We start from the raw sequence: 25,609 nt of genomic DNA, 5'->3' as shown, positions 1-25,609 counted from the left end.
TCAACATGGAGTAACAGATGCAACAACATAATAAAATGCTATTGGCTGGAATAGTCAGTACGACAATGCTCAGTGGCTGTTGGTGGGAAGACCCGAAAAACGTTGCCAAATACGTCAGCGAGAAGATTGAACGTGAAGAAGTGGTTGAGCACCTCGTCACGCTAGAAGGGCTTGCTTCTACTACCTCAGATGGCGCATCAACCACGCGCGCCGCCGGTTCAAAAGGCTATCAAAACTCGTTGGAGTATATCGTTGAAGTCATGCAAGACAGTGGCTATGACGTCACTACCCAATCCTTTGACTTCCGAGCATGGGAAGAACTAACGGGCACTCAGCTTGTCGTTGATACACAGCCTCTCATTGGGGTTCGCGATGTACAATCAGGGCAAGAGCCCGATTTTGCCACCATGTCTTACTCTGGGTCGTCTAGCGGATTACTGACGAGTAACCTTGCCTTTGTGACACCAGACTTCCGCTTCGACGCAAGCGACTACGACAGCACAGACGGCTGTGAAGCATCCGATTTCACCGGCAAAGCCATTGCTGGCAAGATTGCCGTCATACAACGCGGTGGCTGCTCCTTTGATGCTAAAGTCGTTAACGCTCAAAATGCCGGAGCCATTGCGGCCATTGTGTTCAACCAAGGTAACGATGAAGGTCGCAAAAGTGTGGTTAACGGCACATTGGGGAGCGACAGTTTAGCCACTATCCCAGCTTTTGGTGCGCGCTATGATCTTGGTAAATCCTGGTATGATTTATCACAAGCCAATGCCGTCAGTGCATCGCTGTCTGTCAGCGTTCAAGATGAGGTTGTTGTCACTGAGAATATTATTGCCGACTCCAAAGGTGGAGATGAATCACAGATTGTCATGATTGGTGCTCATCTAGATTCAGTACCAGAGGGACCCGGAATCAACGACAATGGCTCCGGTACTGCAGGTCTACTGGAATATGCTGTCACATTGGCTGATTTAGGCATACCCGTTAAAAATAAAGTTAGATTCGCTTGGTGGGCAGCAGAAGAAGCCGGACTGGTGGGCTCTGAGTATTACACCAGCACGCTTTTCTCTCAACTGTATACGCAAGCACAAAACGAAATACTGGCAGAGCTCGGGCTTAGTGACCCATCAGAGCTCACCGCTGAGCAAGTCGACTTGGTTGAGGCTCGTTACAATGCGATCAATGATATTAAACTCTATCTCAATTTCGATATGATTGGCTCGCCTAACTACGTACTTGGTGTGATGGATGGTGATCTATCCGATACAAAAGACAGCCCAGACAATGCTTACACTGGCAATTTCGAGCCACCTTATGGTACCTCTGACATTGAGCTAAATTTCAACGAATTCTTTGGCTCAAAAACACTTGCAACGGTACCACAAGCACTCTCCAAGCGTTCAGACTATGCAGGCTTTGCCGATTGGGGCGTCGCATTTGGTGGGCTATTTACTGGCGCAGAGAAAGTAAAATCGGCTGAAGAAGTCGAGCAGTTTGGTGGCGATATTGGCGTCGCTTACGATGTCTGCTACCACCAAGCTTGTGATGATCTCAATAACATCAGCCAAGAAGCCCTGTATGTTAATACTCAGGCTCTTGCCTACGTGACAACGTATTACGCAATGAGTCCGAGTTTATTCCCAGAAAAACCGCAAGCGGCACCACAAGTAGCAAGCTTTAGTTTGCGCGAAAACGCATCGCAATCACTACGCATAGGTGAAAGACTTAAAGCCGCTGATAGCGTTTCTGATCATGACCACTTCCACGGAGATTTTGATCAGGATAAACACTAACTAACATCGCAGCCATGCTTTTCCTCTAGTACCGGCTTGCTAGAGGAAAAGTATCATGCTCACAACGCAGCCATTCACTACGGCATGATTCAACAATGAAGATTCTCAATTAAAGCAAATTCCATTACAGTGATTCCATATTGAAGAAACAAATGGAAAACACGTGAATCTACGACAATTGGAAGTCTTTTATGCCATCATGCAAGCTGGCACCGTTTCCGGCGCGGCGAAAAATCTACATGTATCACAACCCAATGTCACACGAGTTCTCGCTCATACGGAACAACAGCTTGGTTTTACTCTTTTTGAACGAGTCAAAGGGCGCTTAGTCCCTACCCTTGAAGCAAACACCTTGCTGCCAGAAGTTGAAAACATCTACCGCCAGCTCAATCAGTTTCGAGTGATAACTAATAAGGTGAAGCAAGGGCACCAACATATCCGCATTGGTGCGCCACCGGTACTTGCTAGTCATTTGCTCACCCCAATCATCGCGGCTTTCTACCAATCACACACATGTTCTATCGATTTAACCACAGGGAATCGTAACGAATTGTGCGATGCATTACTGAATAATGAACTCGATATCGCTATCGCATTTGGCGACAAAACACCGGCAGGGATTTCTCATGAATTACTCACAAAAACCGCCATGAGAATATTGTTGCCTCGCTTACCTTGCCAATCATTAATCCCTGCTGATAAGCACCCTATTAACATCCCGCTCGAACTATTGTTGCAACAAGACATCGCAATTATCGCATTGGACAACCGCGATCCATTGGGAGACAAACTATCTCAAGCCATTGCTAACATTGACTCAAACCACGCCCCTTCTATCACCGTACGAAATTACAGCGCTGGTGCAGAGCTTGCGAAACTTGGCGCGGGCATTGCCATTGTTGATCCTTGGACAGCCGCTCAATACCAACATTGCCCTGAACTCTATGTCGCAGAATTGAACACACCACTAGATTGTTCCGTCTCTTTAATGACCAGTGATCTGCACCCACTGTCGATTACTTCAAAACAGTTTTTGCAGCAACTTCGCCAGTATCACACAGTAACGCAGTAACGCAGTAACGCAGTAAAAATACTAAACCACTGTCTATTAGCACTGCCCATAACCTCACGTTATAGGCGACCAACAATAGAGTATTCGTCCCTAGCTCCAACCGCGTTTATCTTAGGTGTTACTTAATGCACGCTAAATGAAAGGGACACCATGCGAATTTCTCAACCATACTTACTTTTCCTCGGGGATGTTACCGACCCTCTTTCCGCAAAAACGGCGCGCGGTATCGTGCAATGGCGGCCTGAGGCTTGCTTGGGTCAACTTAGACTCACCGCAGACACCGTTTCGCTAGGTCTTAGTGAGATGACCCTGCAACAAGCAAAACAGCAAGGCGCCAAAACCTTGGTGATCGGCACGGCGAATGCGGGGGGAGTAATACCTAGAAATTGGCTAGACACGCTGATCAGCGCCGCGAACATGGGGTTTGATATTGCTTCAGGCATGCATCAACGATTGTCTGAAATACCAGAACTTACCGAGTTGGCAAACCTAGGGATTACCCATCTATTTGACGTTCGCCACTACAATGAACGGCTATGTGTGGGGACAGGGAAAAAGCGTCAAGGCATGCGGCTGCTAACCGTTGGTACAGATTGCTCGGTTGGCAAAATGTTCAGTGCTTTAGCAATCGAACAGTCACTTAATTCACGCGGAATCAACGCTCGCTTCAAAGCCACCGGTCAAACCGGCATCCTAATTGACGGTCAAGGTATATCCGTTGATGCCGTGGTGGCGGATTTTATCTCGGGTGCTGTTGAACAAATAAGCCCTGATTTCGACACGCACCAGTGGGACATTATTGAAGGACAAGGGTCGTTATTTAACCCGTCTTTCGCAGGCGTTAGTCTTGGATTATTGCATGGCGCACAACCTGATGCGCTCGTTCTATGCCATGAAGTGGGCCGTCAACATATTCGCAACCTACCGCACGCCCAGTTACCGACCCTCGAACAAACCATCCAAGCCAACCTTTTGGCGGCACGTGTGACCAACGCCAACGTCCAGTTCGTCGGTATCTGTTTAAATACCTCCTCATTAATTGAATCTGAAGCCAAGCAGCTATGTGTCAAATGGGGTAAAGAGCTTGGACTTCCCGTCACGGATCCCGTGCGTTTTGGCGTCGAGACCATCACTGACAAACTCACTGTATGATAAATAACGCTATGGGAGTCATTGAGTGAACACTATGAAAATCAGCAGTTACCATCACGCGATTCAGTTAGCGCGACCCTTTACTATCTCTCGTGGCACTCGTACTCACTGCGATGTTGTGCGCGTCTCCATACAATACCTTAATGACACGGCACAAGGAGAATGCACGCCTTACCCTCGATATGGTGAGTCCGTAGATTCGGTGATGGCTCAAGTTGAATATTTCAGCCAACCACTGAGTATATTAACACCGCAAGCAGCTCGTACCGCCTTACAAACCATGCCCGCTGGTGCGGCAAGAAATGCGATTGATTGTGCCTTGTGGGCACTGGAAGCCAAGCAAGCTGGGGGGCAGTTCCCACAACAGCAATTTTCTATCAAACCCAAAATTGAGACCGCGATGACCGTTTCAATGGCTAACCTCCAAAGCATGGCTGCTCAAGCAAAAGAGTATGTTGAAAATGGTGCCACCTTACTTAAGGTTAAGCTTGATGCTGATGAGGTGATTGAAAAGACTCGCGCGATTCGTGCAGCAGCTCCCAAGGCAAAAATCATTATTGATGCTAACGAAGCTTGGCAAACATTGAATCTAGTCACCGTTTTTAACGCCCTTGCCAAACTGAATGTCACGATGATCGAGCAACCCGTACCAAGCGGGCAAGATCATTTGCTTACGGGTATTCCCCACCCTATTCCACTTTGCGCCGATGAAAGCTGCCATACTCGCGCCGAACTTGACGCCTTAATTGGCTGCTATGAAATGATCAACATCAAGCTGGATAAAACGGGTGGACTCACCGAAGCCTTAGCACTGGAAAAGCAAGCGCGAGCAGCGGGGATGCGTATTATGTCAGGCTGCATGCTTGGCACCTCTTTGGCGATGAAAGCCGCCCTACCAATCGCCAACAACGCTGAGATTGTTGACCTCGATGGGCCCGTTCTTTTAGGAAGTGATATAGACGATAAACTCACGTACCAAAATGGCGCAATAGTCGTGTAATGGAATAAGAAAAAGCCCGAGTATAAAAGCTCGGGCTGTTTGGTTTCGGCCTTGCTAATTACGCGGCTGAAACATCCTGGTTGTTTGAATAACGGCGAATGACAATTCGTAGACGAAACAACATTAAGGCTGCCGCAACCGTTAGCCCGGTCAGTATTCCGACCCAAAACCCTTCTTCTCCCATTGCTGGAACAATATGGTCCGTTAACCCTAATACCACCCCAATCGGCAGCGCAAGCCCCCAATAAGAGGCAATAGCAAGAAACATCGGTACTTTGGTGTCCTTATAGCCGCGCAACGCACCATTTGCTGACGTTTGCAGCGCATCACTAAATTGATACATAGCAGTAAAGATTAATAACGTTGCCGCGGTCGCGCTAATCGCTGGATCAGTGGTATAGAGCCTTATGATCACTTCAGGGAACAACAAAAACATCGCCACCGACAACAATGACATTAACGCCGCCACTAGAATACCGAACTGGCTGCGCTCGACGGCACCCGAATGGTCTTTAGCCCCAAGAGCATGACCAACACGAATCGTAATACCAAATGAAATACTCATTGGAATCACATACGTCATACTAGAGATATTCAGGGCAATCTGAGCTGCAGCAACGTTTTCTGCACCAATCCGTGCAATCAACAACGCAATCACGGCAAAAATACTGCCACACACGGCAATATTCATCCCAATTGGTAGCCCCAATTTAACCAAATGACCAATTTCTTTTGCTCGCGGCTTCGTGTCTTTAAAACGCAAAATCGTTTTAAAATGATGGTGCCCTTTAATATAAGAGTACAACAACGCCGACATCATCCAATACACGAGACTTGTCGCCCAACCACAGCCTACGGCGCCCATTTCTGGCAAACCAAACTTGCCGTAAATAAGGACATAGTTCACAGGAATATTGACGAGCAAACCCAAGACCGAAATGATCATCGGCGCTTTGGTATTATTCATTCCTTCGCAAAAGCCATTTAAGGTATAAAACAGAGCGATGCCCGGTACGCCAAACGCTAGAGCATACGCATAGTCGCTGGCAATAGGGATGATTTCAGAGGCAACACCGATCCATTGCAAGATCGGTTTAGCACTTAATAAATAGCCAATCAGCAAAACACTTGAGGCTAGAGCGAGCCAAAGCATTTGCACAAATTCTACAGAAATGCTGTCAAAATCACGGGCGCCACGGTGAAACGCCACCACTGGCGTTAACGCCATAATAATGCCGCGCAAAAGCAATAACACCGGAATCCAAAGGCTGGTTCCCAGTGCAATGGCAGCTAAATCAGCAGGGCTCACCTGCCCTGCCATTGTCGTATCAACGAAACCCATTGCTTGCGTAGCAAGCTGAGTCAAAATAATTGGCGTCGACAACGTCATTAACGCTCCCGATTCGCGGGTAAAACGAGGTAAAAAAGGACGAATTGTAGTTTGCATGGGGGTTCAAAACACCAATATAAATGCACCAATAATGGCAGGATGGCGGTGTGCATTTTAGGGTGTGCCCTGTGGGCGGCGACAATATAAACGTCATCATGGTCAATTTCAAGCCACCAATAACTGAGAATTGTATTGATGTTCGACTCGAAAGCACGCAAAATAGCGCGCCTTGCCCTATCTTAGGGTATATGGGCGCAAAAAAGATACACCTACCCCGGTAGTATCCACTTTGAGATCCCACTCTCCTACCCCACTTACTGAGTACCACTATGAGTTTTGAATCCTTAGGATTATCTGTTCCACTTCTTCGCGCTATCGACGAGCTTGGCTACACCAAAGCATCGCCAATTCAAGAAAAAGCCATTCCTGCCATTATTGAAGGCAAAGATGTCATGGCTGCCGCTCAAACAGGAACAGGCAAAACTGCAGGATTCACGCTACCGTTACTTGAGAAGTTGAGCGCTGGACAAAGGGCAAAAAGCAACCACGTACGTGCACTCATCCTGACGCCAACGCGTGAACTTGCTGCTCAGGTTCATGATAGTGTGGTGAAGTATGGCGCTCACCTGCCAACAACATCGAACGTTATATTTGGTGGCGTCAAGGCAAACCCGCAAATGCAAAAGCTTCGTAAAGGTTGCGATGTCCTGGTCGCGACACCGGGTCGTCTGCTTGATCTTTACAGCCAGAATGCAGTGAAGTTTTCACAGCTTGAAGTACTCGTATTGGATGAAGCCGATCGTATGCTCGATATGGGCTTCTTCCGTGATATTAAAAAGATCCTCGACCTATTACCAAAAGAGCGTCAAAACTTGCTTTTCTCGGCAACCTTCTCGCCAGAAATTCGTTCTTTAGCAAAAGGCTTAGTACACAATCCGGTCGAGATCTCAGTAAACCCACCTAACTCAACCACTAAATTGGTTGAGCAAAGCATCTATGTTTCCGACAAAAACCAAAAGTCAGCGATTCTGGCTAAGCTCATCGAGCAAGGTGACTGGAAACAAGTGCTCGTATTTAGCAAAACGAAGCATGGTGCCAACCGCTTGGCTCGCTTTTTAGAAGGCAAAAACATCTCTGCGATGGCAATCCACGGTAATAAGAGCCAAGGCGCAAGAACCAAGGCACTGGAACAGTTTAAAACTGGGCAAATCCGCGTGTTAGTGGCGACTGACATTGCTGCTCGTGGCTTAGATATTCCTCAGTTGCCACAAGTCGTCAACTTTGATTTACCACATGTTTCGGAAGATTATGTGCACCGTATCGGTCGTACTGGTCGCGCTGGTGAAACCGGTAAAGCCTACTCACTGGTTTGTGCAGACGAAGCGAAAGAGCTGTTTTCCATAGAAAGACTGATTGGCGAAGTGTTAACGCGACATGAAATGGAAGGCTTCAAGCCTGTGCATGCGCTACCAGCTTCAAGAACAGACACTCGCGCAATGAAGCCTAAAAAGCCGAAGAAACCAAAACAGCCAAAAACAGAACACACAGATGGTCAACGTCCAACGAATAGCCATCAAAAAACCAAGCAGAGACAATTTGGCAACTCTGAGTCAAATAACAAAAATGGCGGCAAACCGAATGCTCGTTCCGGCGCGAACGCCCGCCCTGGCAACGCCCCAAGAAGACGTAAGCCAAAACCAACCAATACGGTTGCTAAGTCACAATAACTAGACGGCTTATTAAGCCGTTATTATTGATTAAAAAAGCCATCGCAAGATGGCTTTTTTAATGGTGCAGTAACCATCGCCTTACCGCCACAGCAGTCACACCATCGACGAGCTACCACTTAATGGCTAGCCGGTTTTTTGACACCAAGTCAATGTTTTGACTACGCTTGCGCTACATCATTGTTCTATAAAATAACTCTGCAACCTCTTTTCAGTCTATAACAATTTTTGTTAACTTCATCGCAAACATATTGCATAGGGTTATATTCATGCTCAGGTCGCTACGTTCGCTCAATATTAAAAATACGATTCTTGTTGTATTTCTCATTCCCACGTCTCTACTCATCTTTTTAATTGGAATACAAATTAACCAAACCAGTCAGCAAGTCTCAGCCGCTGACACCTCTGAAGAATCGGTTCAGTTATTTCACCTTTATGATGAGGTCGCTCACCAGTTTGCGGTCGAGCGAGGATTGACTGCGGGTGTACTCGCCACTAAAGGCCAAGGCACACAAGCTGACGCCCTTAAAAAACAGCGCAAAAATGCCGACCTTGCGTATCAAAACCTCATTGCTTTTCAACCTATGCATATCGACTCGACGCTGTTTAGCAACCTGATGAGGGATATCAAGCAACAACTTGAGCGACGAGGTGAAATACGCGCTCAAGTCGACAGTCTCGCCATCCAAGATTCACCTTTTGCTTTCTACACCAACATCAATAGCCTCGCCCTTGATAACCTATCCGTGTTATTGACTCAAATTAGCGACTCACAGCTCAAATTAAAAATGCAGGGCTTGCTGGCGTTATTGGTGATTAAGGAAGAGGCAGGAAAAGCGCGCGGTGCGCTCAACGGTGCCTTTGCAGCGCAGCACTCTTCATTAGACGCTTACAGCAATATCAGTACTTATATCGCCACTGAAAAGCAAGCGTTAAGACAAGCAGAGCTTTTATTGCAAGGCGATATAAAGCAACAACTTCTAGCCATTACTCGCAGTCAAACTTGGGAAGACGTCAATAACATCCAACAGCAGTACCTGAGCCAAAAAGACAGCCTTACCACGTTAACGGGTCCTACTCCTCAAACCTGGTTCTCGTTAGCAACAAAACGAATTGGGTTAGTCAAGACTCTGCGCGATACCTTTACTCTGGATATTTCTCAGACCGCAGCTGAACTCAAAGCGCAAGCGAGCCAAGCTCGCTTTTCCTATATTGCTCTCGCACTATTTGTGGTGGTGCCATTAACTCTACTCGCGTTTCATTCCGTTCGGACGATTCGCCAGCGGGTTCGCCAATTTAGTCAGCAACTGGATCACATTGCCAAAAACAAAGACCTAACCGTTAAACTGACTAGCAACAAAAATGATGAGTTGGGTGAAATTGCCCTTCATTTTAATCACCTCACTGACAGTCTAAGCCAAGCATTGCGTAAATCGCTTGAGGTCGCCAATCGCACTGAACAAGAAATGAAGACCATGACGGAATTGGTCAGCCAAGCACAACAAGCTAGCCAACAGACGCACCTTCGTTGTGACAACATTGCAACAGCGATGACTGAAATGTCGCAAACTAGCCAAGAAGTGGCCAGTATCACCGTGGATGCGCAACACAGCGCCGATAGTGTCAAAGATAAAGCGATAGAGTGTCATCAACACGGCGAACAATCGCTAGCCACAACCACGGGTCTTATTGAAAGTGTCAACGACACCTATACCTGCTTAGAAAGCCTTGAGCAGCAAATGGCAAATGTCACTGAAATTCTCGACACTATCAATGCGATTTCAGAGCAGACTAACCTTCTTGCGTTAAACGCGGCGATTGAAGCTGCCAGAGCTGGCGAACAAGGACGTGGGTTTGCTGTCGTCGCAGACGAGGTGAGAACGTTGGCACAACGCAGTAAACAGTCCACAGAAGACATTCGACACCTTCTGGACAACATCAGTGATAACGCCAAAACCTCCTTTGGCAATATGCAGCGTAGCCGAGATGCTAGCTACACTACACAAACCATGGTATCTGAAACCAACGAAATGATGGATGCGCTCACGGTGACAGTAAAAGAAATCACCGATTTCAACACCAGTATTGCAACCGCTTCAGAAGAACAGTCTCAAACCACGCTATCGGTTGATTCCGATATCGACAATCTATTGTCTCTTGTTGAAAGCACTAATCAAACGGTCACTAATCTTCATAACGAAATGAGTACAGTAAAGTCGCGAATGTCAGAGCTGGTCAACGAAGTGTCTGCCTTTAAGCTAAGCGCGTAGCTGTAACTAAGTTAGTAGCTGTAACTAAGCCAGTCGCTTAATAATTTGAAAGTAATAGATAAAAAAATACCGAGCTAATCACAAACAATGTATTAAACTCGGTATTTTTTGGCTTTCATGGTCCGATAAGATCAGCTTACATGCTATGAGCTTGCATAGATCACACTACCACCCTTGATGGTGTCTATAATCTCTTTAGATAACGCCTCCGGTAATGCAGGGCAACCCCAGCTGCGACCTAAATAGCCATTCTTTTTAATGAATGATTCATTAGCGTAGTCTGCGCCATGAACAACGATATAGCGATCTCTCGCATTATCATTAACACCACGGCTCAAACCATCTAGCCGTAACGAATAGCCGTTAGAGCCGTAATAAGTCGTATCGGTAACAAAAGTACCTAATGACGTTTTTCGAGAATTAATCGCATTAGAAAAGGCCGTGGCTTGTTTAGCACCGCTATTCACACCATGGGAAACATACGTGTTATACATCAACGCTTTTTTAGCTAGATCAATAACATAAAAACGTTTATCCGTTGAAGGTTTCGAATAATCGATAATCGTCAGCAACGGTTTCTTTTTTTCTGGCGTTTGGCTATACGCGATATAGGCGTCTTTAAATAGTTGAAAATCAACCACGCCATCTAATGCTGCTCTATCATATATACGCTCAACTTGCGTTTTATCCGTCTCTACCTTTTTCGGTGTATGGTAGGGTGATAATTCCGTTTCGCTGCGAGCATTATATGAAAACGCCAAAACCGCTATGAAAGCAAACATCCATAGAGGGGAAATAATATTTTTAATCATTACTACAACAGGTTAGCTCAATAAATCAATTTATACGTTCAATAACGCATTTACAATTGCTGGGATATTACGCTAATTTGAGTAAATACTGAACATTATCGTGGGGTTTTTGAGCGAAAATTTGAAACAAATCGTATGATATCTATAAGCTCTCCAAGCGATTCATTTATAATCAACAAGTTAACTTTCTTATTCCAATACATTAAGTGTTACGACAAAAATACGCCACTTAATTCATATTTCAGTGACCATTAGTATAATCCAATCCATTTTATAGCACGCCTCTTAATTGACTTAACCGTACGTCACTCTATCCGCCGTTAATGATGTGGCTGGATTAGACTGTTGAGAATGATGACCACTAAATATACGGTCGAAATAACTCAGTGGCGCGATTTTAGCGTTTGCTTTACCTTGCCATTTAGAGCTGTTCGCCACCAGCCATTTTTCACTCGCGCCTGCAATAATTTTCTGGCTGACTGCCGCCTCTCTGAGTTCATGTTCAAAAGCATAATCTTGCTGCTCGCCAGACGTCGTCACAAAGCCACTTGGCTGTGGCCCTGCTGACACTTCAACGGCACGTATAGAAGCACAACTCACAATCCCAATATCGGCGGAAAACAGGTCAAAAAATGGGACAACGTGGTCACCAACAACATCTCGATCATTGGTTCGAACCCGCCCTCCGGGTACCCAAGTTTCGATATGATCGCACTGAGACAGGACATGCGCCGCTTCAAAATTATTCGTGACCACTCTTAACTCTTGATGGGTAATTAATTGCTCTGCAATCATCGCAATGGTCGTGCCAATACCTAGAAATACCGTACTACCATTCGGGACATGCTGCGCCACTTGCTTGGCAATACTCAATTTTTCGTCTTTATTTGTGGTTTGACGTGACACATAACTGCGGTTCGCCAACATCGCCGGTAAACCCACACCTCCGTGATGACGACAGGCTAATCCTAAACGACACAACTCGTTTATATCTCGCCTTATCGTTTGAGTCGTCACGTCAAAGCAGCGGGCTAAATCATCAATGGCGCAATATTCCTGAAGATGAATTTTATCTACAATAGATTGCTGACGAAGACTTAATTTATGCATTATTACAACGTCTCACATTCAACCGGATCCTGCGGAATAAAACCCAAAGAATGATAAGCTTGTGGCTTATCAGTAATCATCATATCCACACCCCACTCCCAATATTCAGATACTTCTCCCGGTCTATTAGGCGTGTAACAATAGAGACCGTAACCCAATGCCTTAATATTATAGGCCTGTCCTCTAGACAAGTAGCGATAATCACAATGCACGCTAAACGCCTCTATTTCTAATAGTATCTCACTGGCATTATCTGGAATACTCTGCCACAGCTGACCACGCTTTATCTCTGGCAATATAACACCAAGATACTTTAATACAACGTTATCAAAACTAGAAAAAAGCAAATCCGACAACGTCAAATTATGCGCATCTATGACGTTTTTTATTTGGTCGCAAAGTTCAAACACGTCATCATCTGGGTAGCGTTTTATTTCAATATTAACCTTAGTCCCATTAACTTTGGCTAACAACAATGCCTCGCTAAGTGTTGGAATTTGTTCTTTATTATATTGCGAATCGAACCAAGAACCCGCGTCTAACTGTTTCAATTCTTGTTGAGTCATTTGAGAAACCAAGCCACTACCATTACTGCATCGGTCTACCGTTTTATCATGGATGACCATAGGAACATTATCCGCGCTCAACTGAACGTCAAGTTCAATCCAGTCACAACCATATTGCCTCGCCAAATTGAACGCCGCCAATGTATTTTCTGGCGCGATACTAGATACACCTCGATGTGCGGTTAACTTCATGAATACTCTTCTCTGTCTCATTAATTCAAATCGAAGAATCTCAGATTAACGTTACGATTTTATTTCATTAATAGTGAGCAATAGTGAACAAAACCGAAAAATTAACTTCATTTTAATGTCACTAAAGCGTCATTAAGTTCATTTAACTTTCAAGTGAACATTTTGGTGGCTGTTTATTATTCCCATCAAATCTTACTACCACAATATTGATGTCCTCAGATAAGGAAGATCTCATGTCAATTAAGACATTTACTGGTTTAGCATTAACAACCGCACTTTTAAGTACACAAGTTCACGCTAAAACAGAAGTAGAATGGTGGCACGCAATGGGCGGTGCGCTAGGTCAAAAGGTCAATGAAATCGCCGCCGACTTTAATGCCAGCCAATCAGAATACGAGATAAAGCCCGTTTATAAAGGCAGCTACGCAGAAACTATGACAAGCGCTATTGCGGCGTTTAGAGCAAAAGAGCAACCTGCGATTGTGCAAGTATTTGAAGTCGGTACCGCAACAATGATGGGGGCGAAACAAGCGATCTACCCCGTCTACGAACTGATGGAAGATACCAAAGAACCCTTTGATACAGATGACTATCTTGCGGCCGTCACGGGTTACTACACCACCAATGATGGTGAAATGCTATCCATGCCGTTCAACAGCTCAACCCCTGTCATGTACTACAACAAAGACATGTTCAAAAAGGCTGGCATTAATGCAGCACCAAAAACGTGGAAGGAGATGGAGTCGGTTTCACGTAAGCTGATGGAATCTGGTGCGCAATGCGGCTTTACAACAACCTGGCAATCTTGGACACAAATTGAAAACTTTGGCGCTCGAAACAATATTGCCGTTGCCAACAACAACAATGGTTTCGGCGGCGTAGATACTCAGTTTGAATTCAACGCAACACCATTTGTTAAACACATCGAACAGATGGGAGAATGGTCAAAAGCGGGTATTTTTAAATATGGCGGTCGCCAATCTGACGGTATGCCTCTGTTCTATACACAAGAGTGTGGTATGACAATGGGCTCATCAGCGGGTCTGGCTGGCATCCAAGAAAACATGAAAGGTATCGATGTGGGCGTCGCGCAGCTGCCTTATGACGATACACTGATTGAAAAGCCACAAAACACCATCATTGGCGGTGCCTCTCTTTGGGTACTTCGTGGCCACTCTGATGAAGAGTATAAAGGCGTTGCCAAATTCTTTAGCTACCTTTCAAGCCCAGAAGTACAAGCTGACTGGCACCAGTTCACCGGCTACCTACCCATTACTAAAGACGCCTACGAGCTCACTAAGCAACAAGGCTTTTACCAATCTAATCCAGGTACCGACACTGCAGTCGTTCAGATGACGTCGACCACGCCAACGGCGAACTCTAAAGGGATTCGTTTCGGTAACTTCTTACAAACACGCGACATTATCAATGAAGAACTTGAAGCTGTTTGGGCAGGAAAAGCATCGGCCAAAACTGCGCTCAACAATGCCGTTCGTCGCGGTGACGAACAACTTCGTCGCTTTGAACGTACACAAAAATAACAAACATAATTAGTCGCCACCGTTATCGGTGGCGATATTTTGCTTTGCCGCAGTACCTTGGAACACTTGTATGTCATCTCCTGTTGTATTTAAAAATAAGTGGTTACCTGTTGCGCTGATCGCGCCCCAGCTATTTATCACATTAGTCTTTTTTATCTGGCCTGCGGGTCAGGCTATTTTCCAATCCTCGCAACTTGAAGACGCGTTTGGATTGAGTAAAGAATTCGTTGGATTAGAAAACTTCATTACCCTTTTCAACGACAGCTATTATCTAGATGCATTTCTTACCACGTTACAATTTAGTATCAGCGTGGCTTTTCTCGCTTTGATCAGCGCCCTGATTCTGTCGGCATTTGCGGAACAGATCGTGCGTGGTTCAACCTTTTACCGCACGTTTCTCATCTGGCCTTATGCCGTTGCCCCCGTTGTTGCAGGATCGCTATGGCTCTTTCTCTTTGACCCGACCATTGGTGTCGTGACGGAAATGTTAGGCTGGTTTGGTGTGGACTGGAACCCAACATTGAACGGCAGCCATGCGATGTGGATGGTCATCATTACCTCAACATGGAAGCAGATTAGCTACAACTTCCTATTTTTTCTCGCTGCATTGCAATCGGTACCTAAATCCTTGCACGAAGCCGCAGCGATTGACGGAAGTGGTCCAATTAAACGCTTTATGACCATTAGCTTTCCACTCATTTCACCCACCAGCTTTTTTCTCTTAGTGGTGAACTTTGTCTACGCCTTTTTTGACACGTTCGCGGTCATCCATGCGATGACACAAGGTGGGCCAAGCAACAGTACATCCACCTTAGTTTATAAGGTATATAACGACGGTTTCATCGGACTCGATCTTGGCTCCTCAGCAGCGCAATCCGTTATTTTAATGGCATTAGTCGCGCTCCTCACCGTGTTCCAATTTAAATATGTAGAAAAGAAGGTGGCATACTAATGGTTGAACGAAGACCCCTATTTACGATTTTTTGTCATGTCATCTTAATCCTTGGCATTCTCTCTATTGCGCTGCCAGTCTGGGTCGCGCTAGTCGCGACGACTCATGACAACACCGCTTTTGCCACGGGCACGCCACTTTGGTTTGGCGACCTAGGATTTAGTGTCTTTAGAGAGCTGTGGAGCAACGAAAGTACTTACAACAACTCCGCCTTGCCCATTACACACATGCTGTTTAATTCACTCGTCATGGCGCTATGCATTACTGTCGGGAAACTCACCATCTCCATTTTGTCCGCCTACGCGGTGGTATTTTTCCGATTCCCCGGTCGTATGTTGGCGTTTTGGATGATTTTCTTCACGCTCATGCTGCCCGTTGAAGTACGTATCATGCCGACATTTGAAGTCATTACGAATCTTAATATGCTCAACTCGTTTTCTGGCTTAACCATACCTCTGATCGCCAGTGCGACGGCGACGTTCTTGTTTCGTCAGTTCTTTTTAACCGTTCCTCATGAGTTAGTCGAAGCGGCTCGTATGGATGGTGCGGGGCCTATCAAGTTCTTTATTGATATTTTACTACCCTTGTCGAGAACGAATATCGCCGCACTATTTGTTATTACCTTTATCTATGGCTGGAACCAATATCTTTGGCCATTACTGATCACCACCGATACTCAATACTTCACCATTGTCATGGGTATCAAACAAATGCTAGGCGTCGTCGATGGCGTCGTGGAATGGAACAAAATTATGGCGACCACCATCATCGCTATGCTGCCCCCTGTCATCGTTGTTATTGGCATGCAAAAAGCATTCGTCAAAGGCCTAGTAGATTCGGAGAAATAAATGTCAACGCTCACTCTTAGAAACATCGCAAAATCGTACCCAAATGGCTATCAAGCGGTCCAAAAGTTAAACCTAGACATCAATGATGGTGAAATGGTGGTGCTTGTTGGCCCTAGTGGCTGTGGCAAATCAACACTCCTTCGCATGATAGCGGGATTGGAGGAAATCACCTCCGGTGAACTCACCATCGACAACACCGTCGTCAACCACCTTGAACCGGGTGAACGAGACATTGCGATGGTGTTCCAAAACTATGCGCTTTATCCGCATATGTCGGTATTCAATAACATGGCGTATGGACTTCGTAACCGTAAAACCCCCAAAGCGGAAATCCAACGTTTAGTGGATGAAGCAGCAGAAATGCTGGAGCTTTCACACCTGCTTGACCGCAAGCCAAAAGAACTTTCCGGTGGTCAACGACAGCGTGTCGCGATGGGGCGAGCCATCGTCCGAGAGCCTAAAGTATTTCTATTTGATGAACCGCTCTCTAATCTCGATGCTAAGTTAAGAGTTCAAATGCGCCTAGAGATTAAGAAGCTGCAACGCAGGCTGGCAACCACATCGGTTTACGTCACCCATGACCAAGTCGAGGCAATGACACTCGCCGACAAATTGGTGGTGCTCAACAAAGGAAATGTCGAGCAAGTCGGCACCCCATTAGAAATTTATGACAACCCAGCCTCCATGTTTGTGGCAACGTTCATCGGTTCGCCATCCATGAACATACTCGATGCAAACGTCACCGCAGAGGGGCTGCAACTTGGACACGCATTACTGCCAAGCCAGACTCAATCGCTCGACCTAGGAGCAATCAAGTTAGGCCTACGCCCTGAACATCTCACCATTGCCAACGCCGACCCATGGTTTGAAGTCGAAGTGGAACTGGTTGAATCGCTGGGCGCCGATTTACTTCTCTACTGCCAAACTCAAGATAACCAAGCACAAAAGCTGGTTGTGCGCGTTGAAGGACACAGCAACATCAACATTGGTGATATTCTGGGTTTGGATATCGACCTAAATCATGTCCACTTATTTGACTCTACGACTGAAAAACGCATTGCGTTTGATGCTCATGCGGCAGACAAGCCAGAGGTCATCAATGCCTAGCACCCTGAACAATATGTTGCCTCCCACCACGTCGGCTGTGCCTCAACCGCTTAAAAGTCCGCAGCCATTAACAGAGGCACCGACTGAAGCGTTGAAACGAATTCAATGGTTGCTCACTGATGTTGATGACACATTAACATGGCAAGGCACTCTACCCGCTCAAACCCTTGAAGCACTAACGCAACTCAAGGAGGTGGGTGTTCATGTTATTGCGGTGACAGGCGCGTGTGCAGGATGGTGTGACCAAATCGCAAAATTATGGCCTGTTCATAGTGTGATTGGCGAAAATGGCGCTTTTTCCATGCAGAAAAACCGTCAAGGGTTTCACATTGAGTCAACGTTGCCCATGGCAACAATGAAGCATCAGCAAGCGCAATTGCTAGAGGCATTAAAAGAACTTCTGCGTGACTACCCCGATATTGATTTTGCTAATGACCAAGCGTTTCGCTACTGCGATGTCGCCATCAATATTGGCCAAGACCGCGATGCGGTTGATCGCGACACATGCCAAGAGTTACTGGCGCGTATTCGTCAATTGTCGATTGAAGGTCATAACGTCAAAGCCACACAAAGTTCGATTCATATTAATGTCTGGATTGGCGAGCACAGTAAACAAGTGACGAGTGAGCAGTTACTCCTACAACAATTGTCACAAGAATCCTTACCTCTCGAACACATCACCTACATTGGTGACTCCCTCAATGACGAGTCTATGTTCGCATGGCTTCCCATGACATTTGGCGTCAACAATATTACTCGATGGCTACCACAACTCCGTGCAAAACCAAGCTATATCACTGTGAACAATGGTGGATATGGATTTGCTGAACTGGCAACGTTGATTGTTCAAGCAAAGCAGTAATTAACCATGTTCACCAAAGAGCCGACATTGCATACACAATGTCGGCTCTTTTCACATAAAAGGCGAGCGCTTACTCTTACGGTATTTACTTACAATGATAAACCGAAACTTGTGCCCCGGCTGGAAGCTCGTTACGAGTTTTAATCACTTTATCCACATTAAAATGAGTGCCACTCAACATGTACGTGGTGTTCTTAATGTACGGATAGAAATTATTCGGGTGCCCGTCTTCAAGCACGAATGTGTCTATCTTTTCACACTGCATGTGTTTCTCGGTGAAATCAGACATCATTCGAACTTTGGTCGCTTCAGGGTCTACTGGAATTTTTCTCGTCACACAGCCTGTGGTCATCAAAGTGATGAGGAGTAACAGTGTGGTACAAACTACTTTAAACATTTATTAGGCTCTAACAATAACAATCATAATTCGACGCGACTATAATCGTTACCGTATTCAAAACCAAATAGCGCCTATCGATAAAGTCGATAGAATGTATGCGCAACCTAATTTACAACCAACGTTGGGGATTAAGATTTCCGTCATGTTAGCAGTAGATACTGGTTTAGTTGCTTAGCTGCCTAATTGCTTAAATAAAAAAAGCCGACATTGAATTCACAATATCGACTTTTGTACTCACACTATCCGCGATTAGCGCTAGAAGCCACTGATTGGCAGTGGTACGCCGTAACCTGCGCACCAACAGGTCGCCCTTTGCGGGTTTTAATCACGTCTTCAATCTGAAAGTGTGTACCACCCAACATATAGGTTGTGTTCTTAATGTATTGGTAAAAATTATTCGGATGTCCGTCCTTGAATATAAACGTATCTACCTTCTCACAACTCATATCTTGTCGGGCAAGATTAGATAGAGCATGAACTTTCTCAGCCTCAGGTTCGACAGGGATTTTTCTGGTCACACACCCAGTACTCACGATGGTAGTGAGTACTAACGCTACACTACAAATAACTTTCAACATGTCATCGACCTTACTCATAATAACGATAATTCGACAGGACTCTCGTCCATATCAAAAGTGTATCGCCAAGCAACGTCGTTACTCCAATCAGTTATGCATCAAAAATCATTCGAACTTTTCATTGCACATCGTTAATGCTGAGTTTCAAATACGTATTTTCAGGTACTTAGCCACAAATACTTAGTCACAAAAACTTAGTCGCTCGCTTTCAACTTCAATAACGTATGACCCAACCCAATATTATCGGTACGCTCTGTCACCTCAAGCCCAGCAGCTTCAACGATTTCTAAGAAATCTTCGCTACGGTAGAAACGGCTATTACCATTAGCAAGACAAGTAAAATACAACGAGGTAGCGTTTAGACTAAATGAGGCGGCATCGTATTTTTGTGCATCCCAAAACAGTTCTAAAATATAAACCGTCGAGCCAGGGGCAAGCTGAGCTCGTACGTTTTTCAAAATGGTCAGGATTTCCATTGGCGAAAAACAATCTAGGAATTGGCTCATCCACCACACATCAGCATGCGCGGGTAATGGCTGAGATTTATCTAGCATATTCGCAGGAAATGGATGAACGCGATCAGCGAAGCCATTGTCAGCAACATTTTTCATCGCCACATTAAGCTGTTGGGGTAAATCAACGATAGTGACTTCAACATCATCATTGTAACCACAACACTGCAGGGCCCACTTTCCGGTATTTCCACCAATATCTACGATGTGTTTAGGTTTTAAGCTGAACACTTCTTTAAGCAAAATAGGAAACGAACGATCAGAATAGAAATGGTCAAACTTAAACCAACTTTCTTTCGCTTTTTCAGGTAATTGAGATAAGCCTTGATAAATGGTTTCCCACTCTCCTAACTCTTTCAACCCTGCAGGTTTACCTTCTTTAATGGATTCTGTTAAATGCATCATCGCGGCGTAACAAACATCAGCAGTAAAATCCATATTCGCTTGGGTCATACCATCATGGAGCAAAAAATGCCCCATGTTCGCCAATGAATAATTTGGTTTATTCCACAATACAATATGGGCACTAATCGCCATATCCAGTAGTACTTTCACCCCGTATTCCGAAACACCTGTTGCTTGAGCTATTTCTTCGGCATTAAGACCCTTTTCACCAACTTTGTCGAGTTCGGCTAGAATTCCCAAATCTCTTAGGGTGCGAGCAGCTTGAAACACAATCGGAGCGAAAGACAGCTCTTGAGCGGCTGTCTTTGCTTCAAATGCATTGTATGGATCAATGTTTTGTTCTGACACGTAAAATCCCGATTACTATATTATTAAATTATTTCGACGCTGCGACAGCGGTAAGTTGCTTTCTTATATCAGTATTCAAATTATTGATCCAGCGATTGTAATTGCGATGAATTTCACCATCCGCTGCTTTTAGATTTTTAGAACTAACGTAAGTGATGGAATAATATTTATTGGTATATGGGATTTCAGCTTCCGCTTCGTGGGTGCGGACCAAGATAGTTGCCTTTAATACACCTGGTTTAGGCTCAGAAATAACCCATTCTCTCGCTGTTGCGGCTGCGATTATCGCAGACTTAACCTGCTCAGCGGTCAAATCATGCGCCACTGGCTCATTTTCAAAGTTCAATACTGGTTGTACTCGCCCACAACCAACTAATACCAACGTCATGACAAATGCCACTGCAAACTTTAGCGCTTTCATACTATTTCCTTACATTTTAGTTTATAAAACGATATGATTATCCAGTCGTGTGCCAATAAATCAATATCTTATGTCTCATTCATTACCATTACTTTCTTTCCAAATTGACGCTTGGTGTGCAAAATCCAAAGGATTACATACGCCGTCAGATTGGTTTTCCTGGTCTAAATCAGCACAATGGCCTGAAGACGAGACGCTTGAAGTCAATAAAATCCCAGCGATGATGCGACGTAGAATGAGTTCATTAAGTAAGCTCGCAGTTCAGTGCGCACTCGAACTCATGGAAAACCAGCACATTGATTATATTGTTTTTTCTAGCCGACATGGTGAGTTGCAACGCAGTTCTGAACTAATTAAAAGTATCATTAGTGGTGAAGATGCCTCACCGATGGCATTCTCTCAATCTGTTCATAATACGGCAGCAGGTCTCACTACGATAGCGGCTAAACAAGCGATCCCAGTAACCTCTATTTCCGCTAGCAGTGATACCTTTAATAGCGCACTTATCGAAACTTGGAGTTACCTAGAAGATAATCCATCGCATCGCGTGCTACTCGTAGACTTTGACGAGCCCGTACCCGAGGTTTATCAACAGTATGAAGACAAAGAGTTCCGTGGCTACAGCTTAGGGTTGGTGTTAACTCGCGGCGAGACGAACTCATTTTTACTTCAAAATAGCCACCAAACCAATAGCCGTTTACCACAAGCCTTAGATTTTCTTCAGCAGTGGTTAAAGTCTGAATAGAACACCCCCTTTAACCATATCAACCGTAACAAGGATCACCATAGACAATGGCCGTCAACTCGCTTTATCTAAAAACAAATCAGCTATGGCGTATTTTCGCTACCGGATTTTGCTTTAGTGTCTTTGGTGTTGGTGGGCTTGTTCTCAGTTTTATCCTCATTCCTGTTATTAGCCGAGTCACGCCAGACCCGACAATAACGGAGTATCGTGTCCAAAGGCTGATACAATGCTCGTTTCATATTTTTTGCCGTCTCATGAAGTTCACTGGCGCCATTGACTACGAAATAACGGGCGCAGAACATTTACAGCACGATCGTAATTGCCTTATTGTCGCTAATCACCCAAGCCTGATTGACTACGTGTTAATTGCGTCGCAACTGAAACAATGTGATTGTTTAGTGAAAAGCGCGATTTGGCGTAACCCTTTTATGAAGCATATTGTGCGTGCTGCAGGCTATATTCCCAATGAAGCTCCCGATGATGTTATATCAATATGTGAGCAACGGTTTGACCAAGGAAACGTACTGCTGGTATTCCCTGAAGGCACACGCACTACCCCCGGTCTTGACCCCAAATTGCAGCGCGGTGCAGCGCAAATTGCCATTCGAACGCAACGAGATTTACGTGTAGTTCATATCTCGGTCACCCCCAGTTTTTTAACCAAAGAAAAGATGTGGTACCAAGTCCCAAAGATCAAACCCTTTTTCCATGTCGAAATAAAAGGTAAGATTGAGGTAGAGCCGTTTATCGAGCAAACGAACTCCCCCACTTTAGCCGCAAGAAAACTGAACCGTTATTTGGCTGAAGCTCTTTTTCCCAAAAATGAACAACGATGAGTAAGATCCTGTGGAAGCACTACAAAATCAAATCAAACAACTAATTATTGATGCTCTAAATTTAGAAGACATCACCGTCGACGACATCGAAACCGATGCGCCACTTTTCGGTGAAGGTCTAGGGCTTGACTCTATTGACGCATTGGAACTTGGCTTGGCAATTAAGAAAACCTTCAATATCGTCATTGATGCCGATGATACGAATACCCGTGAGCATTTTGCATCTGTTGCAAACTTAGCTAACTATATTTCATCTCAGACTAATTTCGTCTCAAACTAGCCACTAATTAGCAGATAACATCATGACAGAACTAAACCAACAACAAGTATTTGAGCAAGTAAAATCAGCGCTCGTTGAACTCTTTGAGATTGACGAAGCCGATATTCAGCCAGACGCTCACCTTTATCAAGACCTAGATTTAGACAGCATTGACGCCGTTGATCTTGTGGTACATCTGCAAAAAGTAACCGGTAAAAAGATCAAACCTGAAGAATTTAAAGCCGTTCGTACCGTCAATGATGTGGTTGTCTCTGTCACCGAGCTATTGAAAGAAAACTAATGCGCCCATTGCTGACCATACTGTCCGCAATCGTTATTTTTGCGTACCCTTTTGCCGTCTATTTCGGCGCAGAACAATTTGGTCTGCAAGCCATTAGTCTGATTCTTATCACTGTCTTTGTGATAAGAATCTTTTCTAGCAATAATACCAAGCTTAAAGAATTCAAACAGCTCGCTTGGATAAGCGGTCTAACGGGTATCACTTTAAGTGTACTTGGCGCTGTTTTTAAACAACATGGATGGCTTACCTTCTATCCTGTGGTTGTCAACCTTTGTATGCTCACCGTCTTTGCACTCAGTCTCACTCAACCACAATCGATCATCGAACGATTTGCTCGCCTCCAGCAACCCATACTGCCCAACAGCGCTATCCGCTATACTCGCAATGTGACGAAGGTGTGGTGCGGCTTCTTTATTGTTAATGCTGGAATCGCCCTTTATACCTGCTTTCAAACACTTGAAGTTTGGACACTTTACAACGGCTTACTCAGCTATCTTGCTGCTGGTTGCTTATTTGCAGGCGAGTGGATCATTAGACAGTTTGTTCGCGAGGATTAATCTATTATGTCGTCCCACACTCAAGCGAACATCGCTTCAGCTCAATTTCTGTCTCTTGCACACCTAGTCAGTACCGCGCGTGATAAACATCATGTCGTCGCATTTGATGGCACGCATAACTGGACATGGCAACAACTGCTGCACGACGTCAGCGCAACCCTTAACGATATCTCAACTTTTCCAGGTCAGCGCATTGCTCTATGCACGCAAGATAGCTATCACTTTACAGTCGGATTACTCGCCATCTGTCATAGTGGAAAATCTCTGGTCTTACCGGGAAATTACCAACCAGCAGCGCTTGCTGAGCTTGCTTGCCAATTTGACCTATTACTGCACGACAACGGTGTAGAACCGATCCCAGGTCGTCCATGTCAATCCATTCGCGTTGACAGTCAACACGGCGCAATCAAGACCTTTGATACTCTTGAGCTCAGCAATATCGATGTAGTGTTATTTACCTCTGGGTCTAGTGGTACGCCGAAAGCAATAGTCAAAACGCTGCACCACATAAACACCGAAATCGCCATCTTAGAGTCAGTTTGGGGGGCGGATTTGAAAAACAGTGTTATTGAAAGCACCGTCTCTCATCAACATATCTATGGTTTACTATTTCGTGTGCTTTGGCCTTTGTGCAGTGGACGAGCCTTTGCCTGCCAAAATCTAGAATACCCGGAACAAGTCATAAGCCACGCGTCAGCTGACTGTGTATTAATTAGCAGCCCTGCATTACTTAAACGCCTTACCACACAAACATCCTTGGCAACCTATCGCGCGCTGTTCTCTTCCGGTGGTCCTTTGCCATATCAAGCCGCACAACAGGCACACACCCTTTTTTCGCAGTTGCCAATTGAAGTCTATGGCAGTACCGAAACTGGGGGAATTGCGTTTAAGCAGCAGCACCATGACGGTGAGTATTGGAAACTGCTTCCCGGAGTCAAAGCCGAACTCAACCAAGAAGGCTGCCTACGATTACAGTCCCCACATATCGATCCTGAAAATTGGTACCAAACCGCTGATGCCTGCGTCTTGCACAATGATGGACTGTTTGAACTAAAAGGGCGAACTGACCGTATAATAAAGATAGAAGAAAAACGAATTTCATTAGTCGAAATAGAGAAGCGGTTAGATCAACTCGACTGGATTTACGAAAGTGCGGTATTCTCTACCCAGAATGAACAACGGCTATCTCTTAATGCCGCTATCGTGCTAACAAAAGCTGGACAAAGTGAGCTTGAAAGTATCGGTAAAGGCAAGTTTTGGTTACTACTACGTTCTGAGCTAAGGCAATGGGTGGAGCCCATTGCCATTCCACGTCGCTTTAGAGTGATCCAAGATATCCCTTTAAATAGCCAAGGAAAACGCCAGGTTTCAGAGCTGGAGTCGTTATTCAACGAAGCGCACTAAACTGCTCCCAAGCGCCTAGACCCTTTACATTCACGCGACCGATACCGACACGACCATGACAAAAAGAAAACCGACCGTTTTACAATCTGATGTACAATCGCCTAGTGCTACGCTAAGCCTACAAGTCGATGCTGATATTCTAGACTTTTGCGGTCACTTTACTCATTTCCCTTTGCTACCGGGAGTTACGCAAATAGATTGGGCGCTTTACTACGCTATCAAGTTACTTCAGGTACCAAGTGCATTCAAAGGGATGGAAGTGATCAAATTTCAAGAGCCCATATTGCCTGATGCGATTATCACACTGACACTGAATTGGAATGCAGAGACGCAAAAGTTAGCATTCAAATACAGCTCAGTTTCGGACGAACACACTACCGTACACTCTTCAGGAAAAATGAAGCTAGGCACACCTTGTGACTAACACGCTAGAAAGAGAACCCGCAGAC

General features: G+C 45.1%; 26 protein-coding genes. 18 read left to right on the top strand and 8 right to left on the bottom strand.

Translation table 11 applies throughout. From position 1 onward, the window contains the following. Positions 1-17: 17 nt before the first annotated feature. The 4 genes from L4D74_RS08360 to dgcA all read left to right on the top strand — a co-directional run bounded on the left by L4D74_RS08360 (position 18) and on the right by dgcA (position 5,017). The gene (locus L4D74_RS08360; protein ID WP_428751673.1) at positions 18-1,793 is read left to right on the top strand and encodes a M28 family metallopeptidase; all 1,776 of its coding nucleotides are present in this window, start codon (positions 18-20) and stop codon (positions 1,791-1,793) included. A 163-nt stretch (positions 1,794-1,956) separates the two neighbouring features. Then, positions 1,957-2,865, top strand: coding sequence for a LysR family transcriptional regulator (locus L4D74_RS08355; protein ID WP_428751672.1), 909 nt, complete (start codon positions 1,957-1,959; stop codon positions 2,863-2,865). 150 nt (positions 2,866-3,015) lie between these two features. Further along, positions 3,016-4,017 carry an N-acetyltransferase DgcN gene (gene dgcN, locus L4D74_RS08350; RefSeq protein WP_265673326.1) on the top strand — a complete coding sequence of 334 codons (1,002 nt, stop codon included), beginning with the start codon at positions 3,016-3,018 and terminating at the stop codon, positions 4,015-4,017. A 34-nt stretch (positions 4,018-4,051) separates the two neighbouring features. Then, a complete protein-coding gene (gene dgcA / locus L4D74_RS08345) occupies positions 4,052-5,017 on the top strand; it encodes an N-acetyl-D-Glu racemase DgcA (RefSeq protein WP_265673570.1) in 966 nt (321 codons plus the stop codon). A 58-nt stretch (positions 5,018-5,075) separates the two neighbouring features. On the opposite strand, the gene L4D74_RS08340 is transcribed toward dgcA, so the two are convergent. Continuing rightward, complete coding sequence (locus tag L4D74_RS08340) at positions 5,076-6,464, bottom strand: MATE family efflux transporter (RefSeq protein WP_265673325.1); 1,389 nt, start codon at positions 6,462-6,464, stop codon at positions 5,076-5,078. A 272-nt stretch (positions 6,465-6,736) separates the two neighbouring features. Here L4D74_RS08340 and L4D74_RS08335 point away from each other — a divergent pair, with 272 nt between their 5' ends. Both L4D74_RS08335 and L4D74_RS08330 read left to right on the top strand, forming a co-directional pair. Continuing rightward, complete coding sequence (locus L4D74_RS08335; protein ID WP_265673324.1) at positions 6,737-8,134, top strand: DEAD/DEAH box helicase; 1,398 nt, start codon at positions 6,737-6,739, stop codon at positions 8,132-8,134. Positions 8,135-8,403: 269 nt separating this feature from the next. Next, on the top strand, positions 8,404-10,404 hold the full coding sequence (locus L4D74_RS08330) for a methyl-accepting chemotaxis protein (protein WP_428751670.1): 2,001 nt from the start codon (positions 8,404-8,406) through the stop codon (positions 10,402-10,404). Between the two features lie 143 nt (positions 10,405-10,547). Here the strand turns inward: L4D74_RS08330 and L4D74_RS08325 are convergent, their stop codons facing one another. The 3 genes from L4D74_RS08325 to L4D74_RS08315 all read right to left on the bottom strand — a co-directional run bounded on the left by L4D74_RS08325 (position 10,548) and on the right by L4D74_RS08315 (position 13,084). Beyond that, positions 10,548-11,216: a murein L,D-transpeptidase catalytic domain family protein gene (locus L4D74_RS08325; RefSeq protein WP_265673322.1), complete on the bottom strand. Its 669-nt coding sequence runs from the start codon at positions 11,214-11,216 to the stop codon at positions 10,548-10,550. Between the two features lie 294 nt (positions 11,217-11,510). Then, positions 11,511-12,326, bottom strand: coding sequence for a DeoR/GlpR family DNA-binding transcription regulator (locus tag L4D74_RS08320; RefSeq protein ID WP_428751669.1), 816 nt, complete (start codon positions 12,324-12,326; stop codon positions 11,511-11,513). A 2-nt stretch (positions 12,327-12,328) separates the two neighbouring features. Beyond that, positions 12,329-13,084, bottom strand: a complete 756-nt coding sequence (locus L4D74_RS08315; protein WP_428751668.1) for a glycerophosphoryl diester phosphodiesterase — start codon at positions 13,082-13,084, stop codon at positions 12,329-12,331. Positions 13,085-13,317: 233 nt separating this feature from the next. Here L4D74_RS08315 and ugpB point away from each other — a divergent pair, with 233 nt between their 5' ends. The 5 genes from ugpB to L4D74_RS08290 all read left to right on the top strand — a co-directional run bounded on the left by ugpB (position 13,318) and on the right by L4D74_RS08290 (position 18,394). Beyond that, complete coding sequence (gene ugpB, locus L4D74_RS08310; protein ID WP_428751667.1) at positions 13,318-14,625, top strand: sn-glycerol-3-phosphate ABC transporter substrate-binding protein UgpB; 1,308 nt, start codon at positions 13,318-13,320, stop codon at positions 14,623-14,625. 70 nt (positions 14,626-14,695) lie between these two features. After that, positions 14,696-15,577: a sn-glycerol-3-phosphate ABC transporter permease UgpA gene (gene ugpA / locus L4D74_RS08305; RefSeq protein ID WP_428751666.1), complete on the top strand. Its 882-nt coding sequence runs from the start codon at positions 14,696-14,698 to the stop codon at positions 15,575-15,577. After that, positions 15,577-16,425 carry a sn-glycerol-3-phosphate ABC transporter permease UgpE gene (ugpE, locus tag L4D74_RS08300; RefSeq protein WP_428751665.1) on the top strand — a complete coding sequence of 283 codons (849 nt, stop codon included), beginning with the start codon at positions 15,577-15,579 and terminating at the stop codon, positions 16,423-16,425. Before ugpA ends, ugpE begins: the two co-directional genes overlap by 1 nt. Further along, the gene (locus L4D74_RS08295; protein ID WP_265673314.1) at positions 16,426-17,532 is read left to right on the top strand and encodes a sn-glycerol-3-phosphate import ATP-binding protein UgpC; all 1,107 of its coding nucleotides are present in this window, start codon (positions 16,426-16,428) and stop codon (positions 17,530-17,532) included. It begins immediately after the preceding gene. A 13-nt stretch (positions 17,533-17,545) separates the two neighbouring features. Further along, positions 17,546-18,394, top strand: a complete 849-nt coding sequence (locus L4D74_RS08290; RefSeq protein ID WP_428751906.1) for an HAD-IIB family hydrolase — start codon at positions 17,546-17,548, stop codon at positions 18,392-18,394. A gap of 85 nt (positions 18,395-18,479) precedes the next feature. On the opposite strand, the gene L4D74_RS08285 is transcribed toward L4D74_RS08290, so the two are convergent. The 4 genes from L4D74_RS08285 to L4D74_RS08270 form a co-directional block, all read right to left on the bottom strand. After that, the gene (locus tag L4D74_RS08285) at positions 18,480-18,791 is read right to left on the bottom strand and encodes a hypothetical protein (protein ID WP_265673313.1); all 312 of its coding nucleotides are present in this window, start codon (positions 18,789-18,791) and stop codon (positions 18,480-18,482) included. A 242-nt stretch (positions 18,792-19,033) separates the two neighbouring features. Then, positions 19,034-19,372 (bottom strand): hypothetical protein, encoded by a 339-nt coding sequence (locus L4D74_RS08280; RefSeq protein ID WP_428751664.1) that lies wholly within the window; start codon positions 19,370-19,372, stop codon positions 19,034-19,036. A 194-nt stretch (positions 19,373-19,566) separates the two neighbouring features. Further along, entirely contained in the window at positions 19,567-20,637 is a 1,071-nt protein-coding gene (locus tag L4D74_RS08275) for a methyltransferase (RefSeq protein ID WP_428751663.1), read from the bottom strand. 28 nt (positions 20,638-20,665) lie between these two features. Beyond that, a complete protein-coding gene (locus L4D74_RS08270) occupies positions 20,666-21,058 on the bottom strand; it encodes a hypothetical protein (protein ID WP_428751662.1) in 393 nt (130 codons plus the stop codon). Between the two features lie 70 nt (positions 21,059-21,128). Here L4D74_RS08270 and L4D74_RS08265 point away from each other — a divergent pair, with 70 nt between their 5' ends. Genes L4D74_RS08265 through L4D74_RS08235 form a run of 7 tightly spaced genes read left to right on the top strand, consistent with a single transcriptional unit; the run spans position 21,129 to position 25,584 of the window. Then, complete coding sequence (locus tag L4D74_RS08265; protein ID WP_428751661.1) at positions 21,129-21,803, top strand: beta-ketoacyl synthase chain length factor; 675 nt, start codon at positions 21,129-21,131, stop codon at positions 21,801-21,803. Positions 21,804-21,850: 47 nt separating this feature from the next. Further along, a complete protein-coding gene (locus tag L4D74_RS08260; protein ID WP_428751660.1) occupies positions 21,851-22,639 on the top strand; it encodes a lysophospholipid acyltransferase family protein in 789 nt (262 codons plus the stop codon). A 10-nt stretch (positions 22,640-22,649) separates the two neighbouring features. Beyond that, a complete protein-coding gene (locus L4D74_RS08255; RefSeq protein ID WP_428751659.1) occupies positions 22,650-22,919 on the top strand; it encodes a phosphopantetheine-binding protein in 270 nt (89 codons plus the stop codon). Positions 22,920-22,941: 22 nt separating this feature from the next. Beyond that, the gene (locus L4D74_RS08250) at positions 22,942-23,199 is read left to right on the top strand and encodes an acyl carrier protein (protein WP_428751658.1); all 258 of its coding nucleotides are present in this window, start codon (positions 22,942-22,944) and stop codon (positions 23,197-23,199) included. Continuing rightward, a complete protein-coding gene (locus L4D74_RS08245) occupies positions 23,199-23,756 on the top strand; it encodes a COG4648 family protein (protein ID WP_428751657.1) in 558 nt (185 codons plus the stop codon). Before L4D74_RS08250 ends, L4D74_RS08245 begins: the two co-directional genes overlap by 1 nt. A 6-nt stretch (positions 23,757-23,762) precedes the next feature. After that, the gene (locus L4D74_RS08240; RefSeq protein WP_428751656.1) at positions 23,763-25,160 is read left to right on the top strand and encodes an AMP-binding protein; all 1,398 of its coding nucleotides are present in this window, start codon (positions 23,763-23,765) and stop codon (positions 25,158-25,160) included. Between the two features lie 55 nt (positions 25,161-25,215). Then, entirely contained in the window at positions 25,216-25,584 is a 369-nt protein-coding gene (locus tag L4D74_RS08235) for an ApeI family dehydratase (RefSeq protein WP_428751655.1), read from the top strand. The last annotated feature ends 25 nt before the right edge of the window (positions 25,585-25,609 follow it).

The sequence above is a fragment of the Vibrio cionasavignyae genome (assembly GCF_050337155.1).
Lineage (GTDB): Bacteria > Pseudomonadota > Gammaproteobacteria > Enterobacterales > Vibrionaceae > Vibrio > Vibrio nomapromontoriensis.
Note: the sequence above shows the minus strand (reverse complement) of the source record. Positions and strands in the feature narration are given on the sequence as shown.

Bases quoted from the DNA above. Each gene is read 5' to 3' on its own strand.
- L4D74_RS08360 (WP_428751673.1), top strand. From the start codon at position 18: ATGCAACAACATAATAAAATGCTATTGGCTGGAATAGTCAGTACGACA.
- dgcN (WP_265673326.1), top strand. From the start codon at position 3,016: ATGCGAATTTCTCAACCATACTTACTTTTCCTCGGGGATGTTACCGAC.
- dgcA (WP_265673570.1), top strand. From the start codon at position 4,052: ATGAAAATCAGCAGTTACCATCACGCGATTCAGTTAGCGCGACCCTTT.
- L4D74_RS08340 (WP_265673325.1), bottom strand. From the start codon at position 6,464: ATGCAAACTACAATTCGTCCTTTTTTACCTCGTTTTACCCGCGAATCG.
- L4D74_RS08335 (WP_265673324.1), top strand. From the start codon at position 6,737: ATGAGTTTTGAATCCTTAGGATTATCTGTTCCACTTCTTCGCGCTATC.
- L4D74_RS08330 (WP_428751670.1), top strand. From the start codon at position 8,404: ATGCTCAGGTCGCTACGTTCGCTCAATATTAAAAATACGATTCTTGTT.
- L4D74_RS08325 (WP_265673322.1), bottom strand. From the start codon at position 11,216: ATGATTAAAAATATTATTTCCCCTCTATGGATGTTTGCTTTCATAGCG.
- L4D74_RS08320 (WP_428751669.1), bottom strand. From the start codon at position 12,326: ATGCATAAATTAAGTCTTCGTCAGCAATCTATTGTAGATAAAATTCAT.
- L4D74_RS08315 (WP_428751668.1), bottom strand. From the start codon at position 13,084: ATGAAGTTAACCGCACATCGAGGTGTATCTAGTATCGCGCCAGAAAAT.
- ugpB (WP_428751667.1), top strand. From the start codon at position 13,318: ATGTCAATTAAGACATTTACTGGTTTAGCATTAACAACCGCACTTTTA.
- ugpA (WP_428751666.1), top strand. From the start codon at position 14,696: ATGTCATCTCCTGTTGTATTTAAAAATAAGTGGTTACCTGTTGCGCTG.
- ugpE (WP_428751665.1), top strand. From the start codon at position 15,577: ATGGTTGAACGAAGACCCCTATTTACGATTTTTTGTCATGTCATCTTA.
- L4D74_RS08295 (WP_265673314.1), top strand. From the start codon at position 16,426: ATGTCAACGCTCACTCTTAGAAACATCGCAAAATCGTACCCAAATGGC.
- L4D74_RS08290 (WP_428751906.1), top strand. From the start codon at position 17,546: ATGTTGCCTCCCACCACGTCGGCTGTGCCTCAACCGCTTAAAAGTCCG.
- L4D74_RS08285 (WP_265673313.1), bottom strand. From the start codon at position 18,791: ATGTTTAAAGTAGTTTGTACCACACTGTTACTCCTCATCACTTTGATG.
- L4D74_RS08280 (WP_428751664.1), bottom strand. From the start codon at position 19,372: ATGTTGAAAGTTATTTGTAGTGTAGCGTTAGTACTCACTACCATCGTG.
- L4D74_RS08270 (WP_428751662.1), bottom strand. From the start codon at position 21,058: ATGAAAGCGCTAAAGTTTGCAGTGGCATTTGTCATGACGTTGGTATTA.
- L4D74_RS08265 (WP_428751661.1), top strand. From the start codon at position 21,129: ATGTCTCATTCATTACCATTACTTTCTTTCCAAATTGACGCTTGGTGT.
- L4D74_RS08260 (WP_428751660.1), top strand. From the start codon at position 21,851: ATGGCCGTCAACTCGCTTTATCTAAAAACAAATCAGCTATGGCGTATT.
- L4D74_RS08250 (WP_428751658.1), top strand. From the start codon at position 22,942: ATGACAGAACTAAACCAACAACAAGTATTTGAGCAAGTAAAATCAGCG.
- L4D74_RS08245 (WP_428751657.1), top strand. From the start codon at position 23,199: ATGCGCCCATTGCTGACCATACTGTCCGCAATCGTTATTTTTGCGTAC.
- L4D74_RS08240 (WP_428751656.1), top strand. From the start codon at position 23,763: ATGTCGTCCCACACTCAAGCGAACATCGCTTCAGCTCAATTTCTGTCT.
- L4D74_RS08235 (WP_428751655.1), top strand. From the start codon at position 25,216: ATGACAAAAAGAAAACCGACCGTTTTACAATCTGATGTACAATCGCCT.